Source organism: Paraburkholderia haematera (genome assembly GCF_905220975.1).
Classification (GTDB): domain Bacteria; phylum Pseudomonadota; class Gammaproteobacteria; order Burkholderiales; family Burkholderiaceae; genus Paraburkholderia; species Paraburkholderia haematera.
The window spans coordinates 454,531-471,728 of record NZ_CAJNBK010000003.1 but is presented as its reverse complement, the minus strand read 5'-3'; the positions used below and the strand labels follow the sequence as shown (position 1 = coordinate 471,728).

Annotated in this window: 19 protein-coding genes; 7 read left to right on the top strand and 12 right to left on the bottom strand. The window is 62.9% G+C overall.

The window, feature by feature from the left end; all coding sequences use genetic code 11:
- Window positions 1-478: 478 nt before the first annotated feature.
- Window positions 479-697: a hypothetical protein gene (locus KHO23_RS09375; protein ID WP_211610810.1), complete on the bottom strand. Its 219-nt coding sequence runs from the start codon at window positions 695-697 to the stop codon at window positions 479-481.
- A gap of 349 nt (window positions 698-1,046) precedes the next feature.
- On the opposite strand from KHO23_RS09375, the gene KHO23_RS09370 reads away from it, so the two are divergent.
- Window positions 1,047-1,691, top strand: coding sequence for a helix-turn-helix transcriptional regulator (locus KHO23_RS09370; RefSeq protein WP_211610711.1), 645 nt, complete (start codon window positions 1,047-1,049; stop codon window positions 1,689-1,691).
- Window positions 1,692-1,827: 136 nt separating this feature from the next.
- Here the strand turns inward: KHO23_RS09370 and KHO23_RS09365 are convergent, their stop codons facing one another.
- Window positions 1,828-2,232: an OsmC family protein gene (locus KHO23_RS09365; protein WP_211610809.1), complete on the bottom strand. Its 405-nt coding sequence runs from the start codon at window positions 2,230-2,232 to the stop codon at window positions 1,828-1,830.
- A 386-nt stretch (window positions 2,233-2,618) separates the two neighbouring features.
- Here KHO23_RS09365 and KHO23_RS09360 point away from each other — a divergent pair, with 386 nt between their 5' ends.
- The 5 genes from KHO23_RS09360 to KHO23_RS09340 all read left to right on the top strand — a co-directional run bounded on the left by KHO23_RS09360 (window position 2,619) and on the right by KHO23_RS09340 (window position 6,689).
- Complete coding sequence (locus KHO23_RS09360) at window positions 2,619-3,908, top strand: NAD(P)/FAD-dependent oxidoreductase (RefSeq protein ID WP_211610710.1); 1,290 nt, start codon at window positions 2,619-2,621, stop codon at window positions 3,906-3,908.
- A 15-nt stretch (window positions 3,909-3,923) separates the two neighbouring features.
- Window positions 3,924-4,481 carry a helix-turn-helix domain-containing protein gene (locus tag KHO23_RS09355; RefSeq protein WP_211610709.1) on the top strand — a complete coding sequence of 186 codons (558 nt, stop codon included), beginning with the start codon at window positions 3,924-3,926 and terminating at the stop codon, window positions 4,479-4,481.
- 188 nt (window positions 4,482-4,669) lie between these two features.
- Window positions 4,670-6,016, top strand: a complete 1,347-nt coding sequence (locus KHO23_RS09350; RefSeq protein ID WP_211610808.1) for a glutamine synthetase family protein — start codon at window positions 4,670-4,672, stop codon at window positions 6,014-6,016.
- Between the two features lie 203 nt (window positions 6,017-6,219).
- On the top strand, window positions 6,220-6,414 hold the full coding sequence (locus KHO23_RS09345; RefSeq protein WP_211610708.1) for a DUF1653 domain-containing protein: 195 nt from the start codon (window positions 6,220-6,222) through the stop codon (window positions 6,412-6,414).
- Between the two features lie 80 nt (window positions 6,415-6,494).
- Window positions 6,495-6,689 (top strand): YqaE/Pmp3 family membrane protein, encoded by a 195-nt coding sequence (locus tag KHO23_RS09340; RefSeq protein WP_042325076.1) that lies wholly within the window; start codon window positions 6,495-6,497, stop codon window positions 6,687-6,689.
- Window positions 6,690-6,826: 137 nt separating this feature from the next.
- Here KHO23_RS09340 and KHO23_RS09335 read toward each other — a convergent pair whose 3' ends face one another.
- The 4 genes from KHO23_RS09335 to KHO23_RS09320 form a co-directional block, all read right to left on the bottom strand.
- Window positions 6,827-7,117: a HigA family addiction module antitoxin gene (locus KHO23_RS09335; RefSeq protein WP_211610707.1), complete on the bottom strand. Its 291-nt coding sequence runs from the start codon at window positions 7,115-7,117 to the stop codon at window positions 6,827-6,829.
- Between the two features lie 10 nt (window positions 7,118-7,127).
- A complete protein-coding gene (locus KHO23_RS09330) occupies window positions 7,128-7,424 on the bottom strand; it encodes a type II toxin-antitoxin system RelE/ParE family toxin (RefSeq protein WP_211610706.1) in 297 nt (98 codons plus the stop codon).
- 103 nt (window positions 7,425-7,527) lie between these two features.
- Window positions 7,528-7,833, bottom strand: a complete 306-nt coding sequence (locus KHO23_RS09325; RefSeq protein ID WP_211610705.1) for a 2Fe-2S iron-sulfur cluster-binding protein — start codon at window positions 7,831-7,833, stop codon at window positions 7,528-7,530.
- A 93-nt stretch (window positions 7,834-7,926) separates the two neighbouring features.
- Window positions 7,927-9,930: a sigma-54-dependent Fis family transcriptional regulator gene (locus KHO23_RS09320; RefSeq protein ID WP_211610704.1), complete on the bottom strand. Its 2,004-nt coding sequence runs from the start codon at window positions 9,928-9,930 to the stop codon at window positions 7,927-7,929.
- A gap of 417 nt (window positions 9,931-10,347) precedes the next feature.
- Between KHO23_RS09320 and KHO23_RS09315 the strand changes: the two genes are divergently transcribed.
- Window positions 10,348-10,638 carry a DUF1488 family protein gene (locus KHO23_RS09315; protein WP_169484646.1) on the top strand — a complete coding sequence of 97 codons (291 nt, stop codon included), beginning with the start codon at window positions 10,348-10,350 and terminating at the stop codon, window positions 10,636-10,638.
- Between the two features lie 84 nt (window positions 10,639-10,722).
- On the opposite strand, the gene KHO23_RS09310 is transcribed toward KHO23_RS09315, so the two are convergent.
- From KHO23_RS09310 to KHO23_RS09285, 6 genes are all read right to left on the bottom strand, one after another.
- Complete coding sequence (locus KHO23_RS09310) at window positions 10,723-11,253, bottom strand: cytochrome b (protein ID WP_211610703.1); 531 nt, start codon at window positions 11,251-11,253, stop codon at window positions 10,723-10,725.
- A gap of 149 nt (window positions 11,254-11,402) precedes the next feature.
- Window positions 11,403-12,704, bottom strand: a complete 1,302-nt coding sequence (locus KHO23_RS09305; RefSeq protein ID WP_211610702.1) for an NCS2 family permease — start codon at window positions 12,702-12,704, stop codon at window positions 11,403-11,405.
- Window positions 12,705-13,149: 445 nt separating this feature from the next.
- Complete coding sequence (locus KHO23_RS09300) at window positions 13,150-13,407, bottom strand: DUF4148 domain-containing protein (RefSeq protein WP_211610701.1); 258 nt, start codon at window positions 13,405-13,407, stop codon at window positions 13,150-13,152.
- A gap of 139 nt (window positions 13,408-13,546) precedes the next feature.
- A complete protein-coding gene (locus tag KHO23_RS09295; protein WP_211610700.1) occupies window positions 13,547-14,320 on the bottom strand; it encodes a slipin family protein in 774 nt (257 codons plus the stop codon).
- Entirely contained in the window at window positions 14,317-15,963 is a 1,647-nt protein-coding gene (locus tag KHO23_RS09290) for an NfeD family protein (protein WP_211610699.1), read from the bottom strand. The genes KHO23_RS09295 and KHO23_RS09290 overlap by 4 nt, the downstream gene beginning before the upstream one ends.
- Window positions 15,964-16,045: 82 nt before the next feature.
- The gene (locus tag KHO23_RS09285) at window positions 16,046-17,101 is read right to left on the bottom strand and encodes an AraC family transcriptional regulator (protein ID WP_211610698.1); all 1,056 of its coding nucleotides are present in this window, start codon (window positions 17,099-17,101) and stop codon (window positions 16,046-16,048) included.
- Window positions 17,102-17,198: the final 97 nt, after the last annotated feature.

Here is a 17,198-nt window from a genome sequence, read left to right as displayed (position 1 = left end):
GCCGCCATGGAAAAAGGTTGGCACAGGCCCGCTGGCAAGGGCATGAGCGCGGCCGCGCAAAATCGCGGATTCGATGGAGAAGAAACACGCTGATGTCGCGCAGACATCGGGCGCGTAATAGCTGAACAACTCAGCTGCACAACTCGCGACGGCGAATGCAGGCGGCGCATTGCCGGAGTGACGGGATCGCCGACAGGCAGCGGTCGAACAGTCGGGGGTGGTGCGGAGACGCCGATTGGTACTGCCAGTGTTGCGGATGCGGAATACAGCTATTCCAATATGATGCACTAAATGGGGCTAATTGGATAGCAAAAAGTTCCGCGCGCGGGCAAACCGCCCAGCCGACGGGGTGTTGGGCAAGAAAAAATTGCCGTGAACGGCGCGCCGGGTTGGGCCGGCACGCCGTGTGCGAGGGATGGCGCCGTGGCGGCGAAGGCGAAGGTGACGGCGGAGGTGACGGCGGAGGTGACGGCGGAGGTCAGCGGGCGGTTTCGGCGACGCGCTTCTGCAGTTCGCGTGAAGCGGCGAGCGGAATACGCGCGTCATCCCAGCCGGCCAGCCATTCGACCTCTTTCGACGTAAAAATTTGTCCGTGATTGCGCAGCGTGTATTGCAACGAATCGATGATGTGATTGCGAATGATTTCCGGCGTGCCGTCATCATCCAGCACGGCACGAAACGCTTCGAGCGTGGCCATCTGTTGCTCCGTGAAAGTGTTGATTCTTTTATCGCACGAAAAAAATGCGTGTGCCACGCGAACAAAAATCGTTCGGTGCGGATGCAACAACTGGAACGTGGGGGCAGCATGCGGCCGGGCATCCACCAAGGCTCTGCGCGCGATGCGGCCCCGCAATAAACTGACCGCTACGCTGTCGTTATGCCGCCGCGCCCACCGCTGCCGATTGGGGTCGTTACAATGGCGAGTTGCAGCGCCTGGCTGCCCGGCATTGCTGTGCTTACCTCGCTCGCCGCCCATACCCTCGGCGCCCCGATTGGCTCGTTTGGGCGAAAGCGGCGCCGGATCCCTCGAACACTGCGATTTCTTGATGCGCAAGACAACCGTCTCCCCTGTGAAAGACCTGCTGCTGGACCGCTACGCACCCATTGCGGACGGCATCGCGGCGCTGTTCTATCCGTGTGCCGAAGTCGTGATTCACGACCTGCGCGATCAGACCATCGCGTATCTCGTGAACAACCTGTCGAAGCTCGAAGTCGGCGGCCCGTCGGTGCTCGACGAAGTCCACTACGCGGCACGCGGCCGGACGATCGGGCCGTACGAGAAGCTGAACTGGGACGGCCGTCGCATGCGCTGCGTGAGCAATATCCTGTTCGACGACGACGGCAAGCCGGCCGGCATGCTCTGCGTCAACTTCAACATCGCGGTGTTCGAAGACGTGCGCTCCACGCTCGATCTGTTCATCAAGGGGGGCACGCTGACGGACGCACCCGCGGAGGAACTGTTCCGCGACGACTGGCAGGACCGCATCAACACGTTTCTGCACACCTGGCTGCGTGAGCGGCAAATCGGCATCAATGCGCTCACGCGCGAGCACAAGCGCGAAATCGTCGAGGCGCTGCATGCGCAAGGCGCGTTTCGCGGCCGCAGTTCCGCGAACTATGTGGCCGCCGTGCTGACAATGGGGCGCGCCACGGTCTACAAGATTCTGAAGCAGATGAAAGAGGGCGGCTGACGGTTTTCAGATTGCGGCGGGATCGTTCTGCCCGCCACCGGAGCCGGCACGGAGCCGATGCGTCCTCGAATACGAGACCGCGTTGCGCGACCGCGCGTAGCGCCCACTCAATACCGGCGTAACGAGACGCTCGGTTTCACCACTGCATTGCCGTGTCGATCCGTGTTCCCCGTTTGATGAACAGGGTGACAGGCGTTTTCTCGCAGATTTCGGCCAGGCGGGTCCGCTGGCTATCGTCGAGAGGCCCATCGACGGATACGGTGCGCCGAATGTATTGACCGCCGTCGCGCTCGATGTGCAATTCCGTGGCGACCTTGATCCGTTCGCCCGGCCACGCTTTCTTTTGCATGTACATCCTGAGCGTGGCAGCGGTGCATGCCGCAAGACCCGAGAGCACGAATTCGAAGGGGGCGGGGCCGCTATCCTGCCCCCCTTCGCGGGCCCCTTCGTCACCGAGCAGGTTGTGAGTGCCGGCATCGATCTGGACGAGATAGTTCGGTGAGTCTGCGTCTGAGATGGCGGTTGCGGTCGCGAGAGTCATCATTGTCCTCACTGGTGTCACGAGGGCGTGACGTTGCTTTGCGGGTCCACCGGGCATGGGTGGGTCCGGATGGCGGCACTGCGCGGCTGTTGCCGAGTGTGCGCGCCATCGTTCCATGTGAGGATACCTCGCGCCATCTACCCGTGTCATAGACCCCCGTCTACGCGCGTCGAGCAGATCGACGCGACAGGGCGGCCTTTGCGCGCCAGCATCCGCGCGGCTCCTGCTGCGACGACGAACCGCCCGCCGGATCTCAGATCGGCACCGTTCAGCACGCGTGGAGCGCTCGATGCGACAAGGCGCTGTTTACCCTTGCTTGCCTCCGTGAAAAATAGATGTTATTTTTTCATGAAATTAATGATTGATTTTTTCACGGAGCAGCACCAATGTTCCATCAGTCCACCGAGCACGTCGCCAGCTATTACGCGCGCACCTATCCAGGCCCGATTCCATTGCGCCTGGCTCTGGAAGAGCATCTGGATACTGAGGTGTTAATTGTCGGCGCAGGTTTCAGCGGCTTGCACACGGCGCTGCGACTGGCGCTCGCGGGCAAGCGTGTCACTTTGCTCGAGGCGAGCCGGGTGGCCTGGGCAGCGTCGGGGCGTAATGGCGGCCAGGCGCTGCTCGGCTGGTCCTGCGATATGCCGCCGCTGGAGGCCGCGCTGGGGCTGGAACGCACTCGCCGGCTATGGGACAGCATGCGCTGGGCCGCTGCGGAAATCCGTGAGCTGCCCGAGCGGCATGGCTTCGATGCTGACTACCGCGCCGGCAGTCTGTGGGCGGCAGTGTTGCCGCGCCGCGTTGCGCTGTTGCAGCAGGCCCAGCACGAGGCTGCGGTGAAGTGGGGCTACGACCGGATGCGGTTCATTCCTCGTGAGGAGATGCCTGAGTGGATTGCCAGCGAGCGCTACCATGCGGCGCTCTACGATCCCGAGGCGGGCCACCTGAATCCGTTGAAGCTGGCGCAAGGCCTGGCGGCGGCGATCGAGCAGGCGGGTGGACGCATCTTCGAGCAGAGCCAGGTGCTGGACTACCGCGAAACGCCGGGCGGTTATGTCGTGCGTACCGACAAAGGGGAGGTGCGCGCGGACATGCTGGTGCTCGCCTGCAACGCGTATATCGACCGCCTCGACCGCACACTTTCGAGGCGCATGCTGCCGGTCGGCACGTATCAGGTGGCTACGTCGCCGCTGCAGCCCGACCTGGCCCGTTCGCTGCTGCCGCGCAACAGTTGCGTCATCGATAACCAGTTCGTTCCCGACTACTTCCGCCTCAGTCCTGACAACCGCCTGCTATTCGGCGGTGGCTGCACGTACGCGGGCGGCATTCCAAAAGATATTGTGGCCGCCACCCGGCCCTACCTGGAACGGGCGTTCCCGCAATTGCGCGGAGTGGAACTGGAGTTTGCCTGGGGCGGGCATATCGATATCAGCATGAAACGCACGCCGGATATTGGCCGGCAAGGCGAGCGCTACTGGTTGCAAGGATTTTCGGGGCATGGCGTGCTTCCCACGCTCGCCGCGGCCCGCGCGGTCGCCGACGCGATCCTCGGTGACGACGAATTGCTGGATCTGTATCGGTCCATCGACAATCCGCGTTTTCCCGGCGGAGCGCTGATGGCAGCGCCGCTGGAGGTCATAGGTAAGACCTGGTATCGTCTACGCGATCGAGTCTGAGGGAAGGGGCGGAAGATGAACAAGCAGGAAGAAATTGAAGGTCTCGCGATACTGATTCGGGACCTGCGCAAGCATAAGAAAGTGACGTTGGGCGCATTGGCGGAAAAGATCGGCCGTTCGGTGGGGTTCCTCTCCCAGATCGAGCGCGGTCTTTCGCGTCCGACCGTGGGCGACCTGACCGCCATCGGCGAGGCGCTGGGCGTACCCACCACCTATTTTTACAACCTGAGCAAGCCACGCGCGTTGCCTTGGGTGACCCGGCCGGATGAACGCCGCACCCTCTATTACGCGGAGGGCGTGACTGATGTGCTGGTGTCGCCGAACATGTCAGCGGGCTTCTCGATGCTGGAAAGCCACCTGGCACCCGGCGCCAGCAGCGGTGATCGACCTTTGAATGACAGCGACGAGCAAGGTGGTTTCGTCCTTGAAGGCGAGTTGACCATCTGGCTGGAAGACGAGGCGCAGCCGGTGACCCTGGGCCCGAATGACGGCTTCCAGGTGCCGGCACACGCCCGGTTCCGCTACGCCAATCTCTCTGACGAGCCGACCCGGGTGCTTTGGGTGTTCACCTAGCATTCCGGCCGAACCTGAACGCAGCGGGGACGTTGCGCTGAATAAAAATTCGGATGGCTAATCAATGAGCTTGTGATTGCCGCGTCCTGTCATGCCGTCGACTTGCCTGCCTAATCTTGCCTGCTTAAGTCCGCGGCCACTTTGAACTGAATCTCAATCATCACTTTTTGCGTGAGAAGGACAACACCATGACTTCCCCCAGCGCCGAACTGCTTAGCGAAGTGCGGGCCTTCCGCGCGGCCAATCCCGAGGTGCGCTACGTCGACCTCATTTGCCTCGACATCCCCGGGCACTTTTACGGCAAGCGATACCCCTTGGACATGCTCGAGAAAGTCGCCGCCGGCAGTCTCCTGAAACTGCCGCAGAATTGCATTTTGCTGGGCGTGCAGGGCGGCTTGTACCCGATCGGCGACTATTGCTTCAACGACGGCGATCCGGATGCGGTACGCCGCCTGATTGCCGGCACCCTCAAACCTGTGCGATGGGAAGGCCAGCCGTTGGGGCAGATGCTGATCAGCTCGGACGGCACGGAGGCGCCCATCGAGTTCGAGCCGCGCGAGGTGCTGGCGCGCGTGCTAAAACGTTTCGAACGGCGCGGCATCCGCCCGGTAGTGGCTTTCGAGCTGGAGTTTTACCTGTTCGACGCCAGGCTCGCGGACGGTCTGCCGCAGTTCCCTCGCGACCCGTTCTGTGACGACAGGGACGACCAGCCGAACATGCATATCGAGCGACTGTCGCGGTTCTCCGGCGTGCTGGATGAGATGGTCGAGGTCACGCGCGAGCAGGGCGTGGAGGCCACCGTGATCACCGCCGAACTGGGACCGGGGCAGTTCGAGATCAACTTTGGCCACAACGACGATGGCCTGCGCGCAGCGGACTGGGCCGCCTTGTTCTGCCGCAGCACGCGCGGCGTGGCGATGAAACACGGCTACCGCGCCAGCTTCATGAGCAAGCCTTATCTGCATGCGCCGGGCAGCGGCATGCACGTGCACGTGAGTCTCTACGATGAGGCCGGCAAGAACCTGCTGGCTGTAGACGGCCGGCGGCCATTGCGCCATGCAGTGGCCGGGTGCCTCGCGCTGCTGCCGCATTGCATGCCGGTCTTCGCTGCCAATCACAATGCGTTTCGCCGTTATGGCTGGAAAGCGAATGCCGCCAGCCGTGGCAGCTGGGGCTTTGAGGACCGCGATGCCTGCATCCGCATTCCCGAATCGGATGATCGCAACCTGCGCATCGAACATCGCGTGGCGGGCGCCGATGCGAACCCCTACCTTGTGCTGGCCGCCATCCTCACCAGCATGGAACACGGGCTGGACGCCGGCCGCGAGCCTATCGCGCCGCTCAATGAGGACCGCGGGAGCGGGATCGACTTTCCGAAGGACATGCTCACGGCCGTCGCCGCTATGCAGAATCATCCGGTAGTGCGCGAGGGAATGGGCGAAGAGTTCGTCATGGTCTACTGCGAGAACAAACGGCAGGACCATCTGGAGTTCATGAACGAGGTGAACGCGCGGGAATACCGGTGGTTCCTTTGAACGGCGGCGGGTTCATCGCGCGGTTTCGTTACTCATGCCGCCATGTATCGCGGCTGTCGATCACGACCGCGTCAGCCTGCATCAGTGATCTTTCACGCACCGGCACGAGTTTAAAATAACGGTTGCAACAAAACCGCGTGCTCTGTTTCGGAGGACGTCGGCCCGTTTATAAAAAATCCGTTGATCTGGACAGGAGCAGTTGAATGGTGCGTTATCGACACTACAAAGGCGGCATTTACGAGCTCGTTTGCGAGGCCACGCTGGAGTCCGATCCGTCGGTCACAATGATCGTGTACAAAGCCAGCAATGGTACGATCTGGACGCGTCCGGCTTCGGTGTTTTTCGAGCTGGTTGAAATCGAGGGCACCAAGGTGCCGCGTTTCGCGCCGATCATCTAGCCGGGCCCGTTCAAGCGATCGCAAGCGCGATCGCACCCGTGGAGCGTGTCCTGCCAGGTCAATACAAACAGGAAATCTGAATGCGTCTATTGCTTGCCATCCTTCTGCCGTGGTTTCAGTTCTTCACGATCGGCCGGCCGTTTGCCGGCATCATCTGCCTGATCTTGCAGATCACGCTGATCGGCTGGATTCCGGCCGCGATCTGGTCGGTGTATGCGTTGAGCCAGTACAACACCGACAAGAAAATCGCCCGGGCGATGGGCAACGGGCGTTAAGGCTGAATGCGATTGCGGCGGCGCTAAGGGCTGCCTTGACGCTGCTGTAAATCAACGGCGTCTGGCGCTTCGATCACCACGTCGGTTTCCGCGATTGCCACGCACGGGGGCGGTTTAGTGTCGACGCTGTCAGGCGTCTATGCGGCGTGCGAGAGTTCTGGGAACACCTGGATATCGCGATGTGGTCTCTGTTGCGCCTGCCATAAGTCATATCGGGCTTGCATGATGCTCCACATCTCCGCGGAGGTGCCCAGCGCGGCCCCGAGTAACACGGCCATGTCCGCCGAAATTCCGGCATGTCCGTTCAGAATCCGTGAGAGCGCCGCTCGCGTGACGCCGAGCCTCTCAGCAACAGTCGTGACACTGAGGTCGCCCAGGTAGTCTCGCAGCACCAGTCCGGGGTGCGCCGGGTTATGCATTGAAGTCATCTTCGGCTCCTTAGTGATAGTCCTGATAATCGACAAGAACGGCATCTGTTCCCTCGAAGAAGAACGTGAGACGCCAGTTGCCGGTTACCCAAATGGACCAATGACCTTCGACGTTCTGCCCCTTCGGATTCTTCCCGGAAAGTTGATGTAGCTTCCAGGGTGCTGCATTCATGTCGACCGGTCCGGTCGCCGCATGAAGTGCCGTTAGGCGAATTCGCAACTTGTCGGCATGAGCAGCCGTGATCCCTTTCTTGGAACCCGTCAGAAAAAACTGCTCCAGTCCTTTATGTCGAAAGCTCTTGATCATGCGTATAGTGTATATGAACACTATACGCAGTGCAAGCGACCAGGCAGGTAAGACGTTGAGGCGGTGTCGGTGGTGCGGGAAGGGGAGGCGTCAAGTTAGGCTTTCACGAGACGATTTTCGACGCTTCTGGAACTTCCAGAACCAGATCGGACTGGGCAACCGCAACACAAGGAAGGATGAGGCCTTCAGCCTTTTCTTCCTTGCTTAAACCGGGCCACTCGATGGTGTACGAAACGGAGCCGCTGATTAATCGACACATGCACGTCCGGCACGTACCGTTGCGGCACGAGCGCGGCAGGCGCAGATTCGCGAAGCCGGCGGCTTCGAGGATCGTGAGCGAATCGGGGGCCTCGAAGCTTTGGCCGAGCGGCTCGACGCGAACGAGAGGCGGGCGGGTAGGGTCGGACATCGTGTGAATCGGTGACGGATTGCGCCACACTTTACACGCTGAACGGGGCGTTCACAGCACGCCACCGAACGCCCATACCTCTGCCTCGCCGTTTCAATGCGTCGTGTTCTCACGCCGCAAATACCGATACACCGTATTGCGCGCCAGCCCCAACTCGCGTGCCGCCGCCGACACATTCCCGTCGAGTCGCGCGAGCGTCTGCGCGATCAACGTGGCCTGCCAATCTTCCATCCGGGCAGGCGCCACATTCACCGGCGCAGCCGGCAGGGCGCGCCCGTCGTCGCCATCGCCGTTGCTGGAAACCGGCACGGGCGGTTGAGCGCTCACGTCGGCCGGCGCATCCTCGCAATCCTGCAAAAAATCCTCCGGCAAATCCTCGAGTTCGATCTGCTCCGCGCCTTCGGCCATGATGCTTGCGGTACGCAGCACGTTAGCCAATTGCCGCAGATTGCCGGGCCAACGGCACTGCGCAAACCGTTCCAGCACCGCATCGGACACGCGACGCGGCAAACGCTCGCCGTCCGGCTGCAATGCCAGCATGCGCTCGACAAGCGCCGCCAGATCGCTACGCTCGCGCAGCGCCGGCAAGGTGACGACGAGGCCGTTGATCCGGTAATACAGGTCTTCGCGGAAGGTGCCCGCTTCGATCATCGCGCGCAGGTTGCGGTGGGTCGCGCAGACGACGCGCAGATCGACCGGAATCGCCCGCGTGCCGCCGAGCGGGACGACAGTACGCTCCTGCAGCACGCGCATCAGGCGCACTTGCTGGGCGAGCGGCATGTCGCCGATTTCGTCGAGAAAAAGCGTCCCGCCGTCGGCCTGCACGATCTTGCCGACGCTGCCGCGTTTTTTTGCGCCGGTGAACGCACCGTCCTCGTAGCCGAACAATTCGGCCTCGATCAGCGTATCGGGCAACGATGCGCAGTTCAGCGCGACGAAGGGCGCGGCTCGGCGCGGCGAATCGTGATGGATCGCGCGGGCGAGCCACTCCTTGCCGGTGCCGGTTTTGCCGAGCACGAGAATGGGGATATCGCGTCCGCGCAGCTTGGCGACTCTGCGCAGGATGGCGGAGACTTGCGCGTCGCCTGTATCGAGGGTGTCGAGCGTGGCGAGGGGCGCGAGTGGCGACGCTTCGCAGGGCCGAGCCGCGGCACGCGCGCCGCCGGAAGTGGCCGCACGCGCCGCGTCTGGCAGCGGTTCTGCTGAAGCCACATAGCGCGGCGCTGCAAATTCGCCGCGTGCGACCACGCGCACGCCGCTCGGCAACGTCAGCACGATGTTTTCGCCTGGTGCTGCGCGGGCGATCTGTTGCAGCAGCCGGGCGAGCGCGATACCGAACAGCGCGTCGAAGGTTTGTCTTTGCAGATCGGCGAGCGGCTGCCCGAGTTGAAACAGCGCGCTGCGATTCGCGGACAGGAACGTGCCGTCCGGCGCGAACGCGGCGAGCCCTTCGTAGAGCGTGCCGATGAATTCCGCGCGCGCGTGAAAGTGAACGCGAATGGCGTCGACGAATTGATTGGAGAACAGATGATTTTCGATCATCTGCGCCGACATTCGCACGAGTGCGAGCGTGTGCTTGTGGAAGCCGCGCGTGTCGCCGCTGACATCGAGCGCGCCGATGGTGCGCCCGAACGGATCCGCAATCGGCGCACAGGAACAGGTGAGAATCCGGTTCGCGTGCAGGAAGTGGTCACCGGCATGAACCACGGTTGGCTGCCCGTCGATCAGGGCGGTGCCGATCGCGTTGGTGCCGCGATCCGCTTCGGCCCATGACACGCCCGGACACAACGCGACGCGATTGGCTTTTTCAACGAAGTCGCTGTCACCGAGACTGTGAAGAATCACGCCGTGATTGTCGGTGAGCAGCACCATGCTTTGGGTGTCGACGATTTGCGCGTGCAGCGTCTCCATCACGGGAAGCGCGTGGGTATAGAGCGACTGATTGCGATCGACAAGTTCGCGCAGCGCGGGGCGGCGCAGCGGATGAAAGTCCGGCGTTTCCGACGCACGCAGGCCGACTTCGAGCGAGCGGGCATGAGCTTGCGCGATGACATCTGGCCGACCGATGGCGGGCGGCGTGGCAGCACGATGATTCAAAGCATGTCTCCGGTGATCGGACCCGGCAGGTGCGTTGCCCGCCGTTGCGTTCCGCAGTGCAACATACGCATCCGCGGCCGAACACCGATATTACAGGACGAAACAGCAACTGGGCGAAGGCGGCGCGGCAGGGAAAAACCGGGTCGCGCGGTCGGGAAGCAGCACGTCAAAATGCCCCGTCAGGCACCAAAATAGAGCAAACAAAAAGGAAAACTTGCGCAGCGCGTGAACTCGTCTACAGTGAATCCAATCACCTCGCGGGTCGCGAAGTACGGCGTATTCGCCATTGTGAGGTGACGGACCCGCGCCATCAGCATTCGACAAGGAGGAAAAAGCGCTGCCGGAGCGACCAGACTCAACCAGCGTGCGCAGTACCAATCGACTCATGCGCAGCACCCAACCTTTCAGGTGAATCCCATGCAGATCCTATTCCCGAACGAAACTCCTGAATATTCAGGTCGCGAACTTACCTTGGCGTTCCCGGCGATGGTGGATGGGGAAAGGGTGGAGTGCATGATCACGGCTGAGGCGCTGGAGGATCACTTCGGCGCTGCTTCGCCACGTCTGGAAGACATGGTCGGCGCATTCGACGCGCACCGGGCCCGGATCGAAGCCGCCACGCGGCGTCTCCTATCGGAAACGCGGGCGCAATGCCTCGTGCTGAGGAGCGGCTACGTGCGTTTCTACGAAGCGAACTGGCGCAACTGAGCGAATTTGCGCGACACGGCGGGTTGTTTCATGAGGCTGCGCGCGCAAGCGCCAGCGCCTCGTGCGCCAAAAACCCGAAACTGATCAAACCATCCGCCGCAGCGTCCGATCCTTCAACACCACGTGATGCGCGATTGCCGCAAGCGCGTGCGCGCCGATCACCCAGTAAAACGCATTGCCGAGCCACTCATGCGCTGTCTTGAGGAATGGCCGCGCAAGCGGATCCGCGCCAACCAACGTGTAATTGATGTTGATCCAGGCCAGCGTGACGGGATGCCCACCGGTATTGATCATCAGAATGCCGAGCAGCGGCTGCGCGAAGATAAAGACGTACAGGGCGAGATGGGCGGCGCGCGCCAGAAACGCGAGCAGCCGGTTGCCTTCGACTTCCGCGGGCGCGCCGGCCCACAGCCGCCATATCAGGCACAGCACCGCCAATCCCAGCACCAGGGTCCCGGCACAGTAGTGCACGCTGCTCCAGAAAGCGCGGCTGTCAGACCCTTTCGGCCCGCGTATTTCGATTGCCAGATAAGCGAGCGCGATCAGCAGAAAAATCGCCCAGTGGAAGAAGATGGCGGGCGACTTATAACGGTCTGAGGCGCGGCGGTAGGACATGCAGGAAACTCCCGTGACCAGTTCGTTGGTTTTTATCAATCATCGGATGATAAAGGGTGCCCGTGCAGAACGGGCGCCTTCAATAAAACGATTGTTGATCCAGACCGAACCGTGGCCAAACACCGTGCCGCCGCCGCGGTGCTGTCAGCTTATTCGCTGCCGAGGTAGAAATACCGGAACAGGAAAATCGCCGCGATGATCCACACCACCAGTTTCACTTTGCGTGCTTGTCCGGTCAGCAGTTTCAGGCCTGCATAGGAGATGAAACCGAACGCGACGCCATTGGCGATCGAGTAGGTGAACGGCATCAGCAGGGCGGTGAGCGCGGCCGGCACGACTTCGGTGGCGTCGTCCCACGGCAGGTCGAGCATTTCGCGCAGCATCAGGCACGACACGTACAGGAGAGCCGGCGCCGTCGCGTAGCCGGGCACCACGGCCGCCAGTGGCGCAAAAAACAGCGCCGCGAGGAACAGCACGGCGACGGTGAGCGCCGTCACCCCAGTGCGGCCGCCGGCCTGCACGCCCGACGCGCTTTCGATATACGCCGTGGTCGACGACGTGCCCAGCATCGAGCCCGCCAGAATCGCCGTGCTGTCGGCGAGCAGGGCACGGTTCAACCGGAACATCTTGCCCTCGACCAGCAGCCCGGCGCGATTGGCCACGCCCATCAGCGTGCCGGTCGCATCGAACAGTTCGACGAGGAAGAACACCAGGATCACGTTCAGCACGCCGCCCGAGAGCGCGCCGCGAATGTCGAGCTGGAACAGCGTGGGTGTGATCGACGGCGGCGCGGAGACGATGCCGTGGAACTGATTGCCGCCGAAGAAAAAGCTCAGCACCGTCACGCCGACAATGCCGATCAGGATCGAACCGCGCACCCGCAGATAGTCGAGCGTGACGATCGCGAAGAAGCCGATCACCGCGAGGACCACATGCGAGTTGTGCAGATCGCCGAGCGTGACGAGCGTGGCCGGATTGCCGACCACGATGCCGGCCGATTTCAGCGAAATGATCGCGAGAAACAGGCCGATGCCGCCGGTGATGGCGATACGGATCGAATGCGGAATCCCGTTGACGATCACTTCGCGCACGCGAAACAGTGTGACGATCAGGAACAGGCAGCCGGAGATGAACACCGCGCCGAGCGCGGCTTGCCACGTGAAGCCCATGCCCTTCACGACGGTGTAGGCGAAATACGCGTTCAGGCCCATGCCGGGCGCGAGTGCGATCGGGTAGTTCGCGTACAGGCCCATGATCAGCGAGGCCAGCGCGGCCACGATGCAGGTCGCGACGAATACCGCGTCTTTCGGCATGCCGGCGTCGCCGAGAATCGCCGGATTGACGAAGATGATGTAGGCCATCGTCAGGAAGGTGGTCAGCCCGGCGAGCACTTCGGTGCGCAGGTCGGTGCCGGCGGCTTCGAAGCCGAAGTATCGTTTTATCGAGTCCATGAGGCGGGTCTCTCGTTGTTCATCTCGTTGTTGGAAAAGCGTTTCTTGTGGTTGATACGGCCCATGCACAGCAGATCAGCAGGCACGGGTGCCGTCCGGCACGGCGCCGGTGCGCCACGCAGCCAGGCCTACGGGCGGATTGTAATCATGATTGGCGGCGGCGCACTGAATTACGTGACTGCGGGCTTTGCCGAAGGGGCGAGATGATACCTTGCCAGCGCGCGGGGTGGCGCGGCAAGCGAATTTGCGATGTTGCGGCGGCGGGCGGTGCTGTTTGTGGGGTAGGCGGCGGGCGACGCGGGTGGCTCATTGGCTCGTGGGCTCACGGGCTCACGGGCTCACGGACTCATGGGCGGATGGGTAGGGCACGCGAGGCCGGCGTTGCCTGCGACGCCGGTCGTCGCGGGCGGGCCGGCCTGCCGCATCGAGGCTCGGGCGAGACCGGTTACTGCGGCATGCTCCCGCCCATCTGCTGCGCCCGCCGTGCGGCGACAATGCGGCCCGCGCGTTGCGCGTTGTCCGGATAGTCGATCCAGTCGAGCGGATCGTAGCCGGCGGCGCGCCAATCGGCCAGATCGGCTTTCACCTGGGCACGCGTTACCGGCGCCGAGGGATCGTAAGGTCGCGAGGTCTGCGCAAACGCCGTACTCATATTCACGGCGGTTAATAGCGCGCCGAGTCCAACTAATGAAGCGATTTTCATGACTGGCTCCCATGGAGCGGTTAATAACGACCGTTACATTTTAGTTTTCGTATGCAGGTCGATTAAGTCGATCGAAGACAATGCACCGTCTCACCCCGCGTTCCAAAGCGGGTCGATGTGAACCGGCGCGCCCCCCGGTTCAGGAGGCCGAAGGTTTGCTGAAGCGATCCAGCACCGCGCTCAGCAGATCGATCGGCAACGGGAATACGATCGTCGAATTCTTGTCGGCGGCGATCGTCGTGAGGGTTTGCAGGTAACGCAACTGCATGGCCTGCGGCTGCCGCGCGAGCGTCTGCGCCGCCTCCAGCAGATGCTGCGAAGCCTGCAATTCGCCTTCCGCATGAATCACCTTGGCGCGCCGTTCGCGCTCGGCTTCGGCCTGACGGGCGATCGCGCGGATCATCGTTTCGTTGATGTCCACATGCTTGATCTCGACAATCGAGACCTTGATGCCCCACGCGTCGGTCTGTGCGTCGAGCACCTTCTGGATATCGGCGTTCAACTGCTCGCGATCCGCCAGCAGGTCGTCGAGTTCGTGCTTGCCGAGCACCGCGCGCAGCGTCGTTTGCGATAACTGGCTGGTCGCCTCGAAATAACGCGCCACCTGGATCACCGCTTTCTCCGGATCGACGACGCGGAAATACACCACCGCGTTGACCTTCACCGAAACGTTGTCGCGCGTAATGACGTCTTGCGGCGGCACGTCGAACACGACGGTGCGCAAATCCATGCGTACCACCTGCTGCACGATCGGAATGATCAGCACGAGGCCGGGCCCCTTGACCTTCCAGAAGCGCCCGAGCATGAACACCACGCCGCGTTCATACTCGCGAAAAATCCGTATCGACGAAGCAATCAGTGCGGCCACCAGCAGAATCAGAATGCTGCTGAAGCCGAATGTGAAACCGATCATGAGCGTTCTCCTTGTTGTTGTGATTCCGCCGGCACCACGGTCAGCGTCAGTCCGCGCCGCGCCGTGACGCGCACCGCGTGACCGGCCGCGACCGGAGCCGTGCTGGACACCCGCCAGCGTTCACCGTGGACCTGAGCCCAGCCGGCCAGCGCGCCGCCCGCTGCTGTGTCCTCAGACCGCGGGCCCTCCGGCAGCAGGCCATCATCGAGCACGACGCCGAGACTGCCGATCAGCGCTTCCGAACCGGTCACCACGGGCCGGCGCCGCGACCGCAAGACGAGCCTCGATACGCCGAACACAAACATGACGCTAAACACCACCACGGCCGCGATCAGGGGCAGCGGAATGCCGTAGCCGGGCACGTCGGTATCGATCAGCATCAGCGCGCCGATCACGAACGCAACCACCCCGCCGAAGCCGAGCGTGCCGAAAGTCGGCAGAAACGCCTCGCCGATCAGGAACGCGGTGCCGAGAAAGATCAGGCCGAGCCCGACGTAATTGACCGGCAGCATCTGCATCGCGAAGAGACCCATCAGCAGACTGATGGCGCCGACCACGCCCGGTAGCACGAACCCCGGATTGGCGAACTCGAAAAAGAGGCCGTACATGCCGATCATCAGCAGAAGCAGCGCGACGTTCGGATCGGTGATGACCGCGAGGAACTGGTTGCGCCAGTCGGCTTCGAGCGTGACCACCCGTGCATTGGCGGTGCTGAGCTTGACGTCGCCCTGGCTCGTGCTGATCGTGCGGCCGTTCACCTGACGCAACAGGTCGGGAATGTCGCGCGCATTCAGATCGACCACATGTTGCGCGAGCGCTTCACTGGCCGACAGGCTGACGGCTTCGCGCACGGCGCGCTCGGCCCAGTCGGCGTTGCGTCCACGCATTTGCGCGAGACCGCGGATGTAGGCGGCCGCGTCGTGGACCTGCTTGCGCAGTTCGGTGGATTGGGTGTCGAGCGGAAGGGCGGCGCTCGCGGCGCTAGCTGAGCTTGCCGGGTTTGCCGACGTCGCTGAACTCGCCGAATCGGCTGAGGCTGGCGCTCCGGGGCCGTTCTTTTGTGCACCAGCACCACCGCCGGCTCCGCCTCCACCGCCTGGCAGGCCCGGCATACCGCCGCCGCCCGCAGGCGGCTCCGCACCGCCGATGCCCATCTGAATCGGCGTCGCCGCGCCGAGATTGGTGCCCGGTGCCATCGCCGCAATATGGCTGGCGTAGACGATATAGGTGCCGGCGCTCGCCGCACGCGCGCCACTCGGGGCGATAAAGGTGGCGACCGGCACCGGCGAGCCGAGAATCGCCTTGATGATCTGCCGCATCGACGTATCCAGTCCGCCGGGCGTATCGAGTTGCAGCACGGCGAGTTGCGCGCGGTCGTCGGCGGCGCGCTTCAAGCCGCGCACGATGAAGTCGGCGCTGGCCGGATCGATCGCGCCGTTCACCGGGATCACGATAACGCTATTCGGTGCAACGGCGGGCTGGGCGGCCAAAACTGGCGGCGCGTTTTCGCACAATGCGAATCCAAATGCCAAAAGCACGCCGAACGCGGTCATGCCGCGCATCAACCGGCCCACGACGCCGCCACGGATAAGCGCAGGGCGCGGACCAGACTGCCGGAACGGGAGACGCGGATACGGACTCATCGCTGACGGCTGCCGCGCCATGCCGACGGGTATCGGCCGGCGCGGGCCGATACCCCAAAAAGGCTGGCCTGCTCCTTACAGCTTAGTCCGATTCCGTGCGGCGCGTGAAATCCGCATGCGCCGGCCGGTAATCGCTCGGCCGCATGCCGGTCCACTTGCGAAACGCGCGATGAAATGCGCTCGGCTCGGCAAAACCCACCGCGGTGGCGATGTCGGCGATCGTGCGATCGGTGTCCTGCAGCTCGCCGATGGCGATGTCGCGCCGCAAGTCGTCCTTGATCGACTGATACGTATAGCCTTCGTGTTTCAAACGCCGCCGCATCGTCGCTTCGGCGACGTGCAGGCGTAGCGCCATCTGATCGGCGGCGGGCCAGCCGGCCATCGGCAGCGCGCGCAGCATCTTGCGCACCCGTGCGGCGAGCGAGCCAGGATTGCGGTATTTGACGATGAAGCTGCCGGGCGCATCGCGCAGGAACGGCTTCACCGACTGGGTGGTCTGGACCACCGGCAGGTCGAGAAACGCCGGCGAGAGGTCCACATAGGATTCGGCTTGATCGAACGCCATGTCGTCGCAGAACATCAGGCGGTATTCATGCGCGGCAGGCGGCTCGGCGCAGCGAAAGCGCGCTTCTAGCAGCGGAATGCGCCGCCCGACCAGCCAGCACAACAAGCCGTAGACGAGGATAAAGTGGGTCGCGTAAGCGAACATGGCGGGCGGCCGCGCGCCTTCGCGTTCGATATATCGCAGCCGCACGCGCTGCGCATCCGTCTCGATCTGTACGGCAAGATCGTCCAGCACGAGCCGCATGAAGCCGACCGCCCGCGCGAGCGCTTGCGCGCCGTTACGCGCGGTCAACGCCATCTGGGTCATCGCGATGAAGCTGCCGCTTTTCATCCGGTGCGAGTCCTGGCCGAAGAACTCGTCGTCCAGCGCGCGGGCGATACCGGCCCACAGCGCACCATACTGCGCCGACGAGACCCGGCTTTTCGGCGACGCCAGCAGGGTTGCCGCGATACCGGCGGCTTCGGCAAGCGGCAGCGCCTCGAAGCCGCGTGCCCGCGCCAACGCCAGGGTCTCCTCGACCATGCTGACGGAAATCGTGCCTTTATCGTTTCTGAGGTTCTTGAACGTCTTCATGTTTTTCAGGCCTGTCTGGCAAACGCGCTCAACAATTTCGTTCTGGCGATTCGCTAAGCCTTTGAAAATGCGGCCTGAATCGGCTTTGCATGATACC

Excerpts from the sequence above, each read along its gene's own strand:
- KHO23_RS09360 (WP_211610710.1), top strand. The coding sequence starts at position 2,619 with ATGTTCCATCAGTCCACCGAGCACGTCGCCAGCTATTACGCGCGCACC.
- KHO23_RS09300 (WP_211610701.1), bottom strand. The coding sequence starts at position 13,407 with ATGAAAATCGCTTCATTAGTTGGACTCGGCGCGCTATTAACCGCCGTG.
- KHO23_RS09355 (WP_211610709.1), top strand. The coding sequence starts at position 3,924 with ATGAACAAGCAGGAAGAAATTGAAGGTCTCGCGATACTGATTCGGGAC.
- KHO23_RS09285 (WP_211610698.1), bottom strand. The coding sequence starts at position 17,101 with ATGAAGACGTTCAAGAACCTCAGAAACGATAAAGGCACGATTTCCGTC.
- KHO23_RS09340 (WP_042325076.1), top strand. The coding sequence starts at position 6,495 with ATGCGTCTATTGCTTGCCATCCTTCTGCCGTGGTTTCAGTTCTTCACG.
- KHO23_RS09315 (WP_169484646.1), top strand. The coding sequence starts at position 10,348 with ATGCAGATCCTATTCCCGAACGAAACTCCTGAATATTCAGGTCGCGAA.
- KHO23_RS09345 (WP_211610708.1), top strand. The coding sequence starts at position 6,220 with ATGGTGCGTTATCGACACTACAAAGGCGGCATTTACGAGCTCGTTTGC.
- KHO23_RS09365 (WP_211610809.1), bottom strand. The coding sequence starts at position 2,232 with ATGACTCTCGCGACCGCAACCGCCATCTCAGACGCAGACTCACCGAAC.
- KHO23_RS09325 (WP_211610705.1), bottom strand. The coding sequence starts at position 7,833 with ATGTCCGACCCTACCCGCCCGCCTCTCGTTCGCGTCGAGCCGCTCGGC.
- KHO23_RS09375 (WP_211610810.1), bottom strand. The coding sequence starts at position 697 with ATGGCCACGCTCGAAGCGTTTCGTGCCGTGCTGGATGATGACGGCACG.
- KHO23_RS09305 (WP_211610702.1), bottom strand. The coding sequence starts at position 12,704 with ATGGACTCGATAAAACGATACTTCGGCTTCGAAGCCGCCGGCACCGAC.
- KHO23_RS09295 (WP_211610700.1), bottom strand. The coding sequence starts at position 14,320 with ATGATCGGTTTCACATTCGGCTTCAGCAGCATTCTGATTCTGCTGGTG.
- KHO23_RS09330 (WP_211610706.1), bottom strand. The coding sequence starts at position 7,424 with ATGATCAAGAGCTTTCGACATAAAGGACTGGAGCAGTTTTTTCTGACG.
- KHO23_RS09370 (WP_211610711.1), top strand. The coding sequence starts at position 1,047 with ATGCGCAAGACAACCGTCTCCCCTGTGAAAGACCTGCTGCTGGACCGC.
- KHO23_RS09310 (WP_211610703.1), bottom strand. The coding sequence starts at position 11,253 with ATGTCCTACCGCCGCGCCTCAGACCGTTATAAGTCGCCCGCCATCTTC.
- KHO23_RS09335 (WP_211610707.1), bottom strand. The coding sequence starts at position 7,117 with ATGACTTCAATGCATAACCCGGCGCACCCCGGACTGGTGCTGCGAGAC.
- KHO23_RS09290 (WP_211610699.1), bottom strand. The coding sequence starts at position 15,963 with ATGAGTCCGTATCCGCGTCTCCCGTTCCGGCAGTCTGGTCCGCGCCCT.
- KHO23_RS09350 (WP_211610808.1), top strand. The coding sequence starts at position 4,670 with ATGACTTCCCCCAGCGCCGAACTGCTTAGCGAAGTGCGGGCCTTCCGC.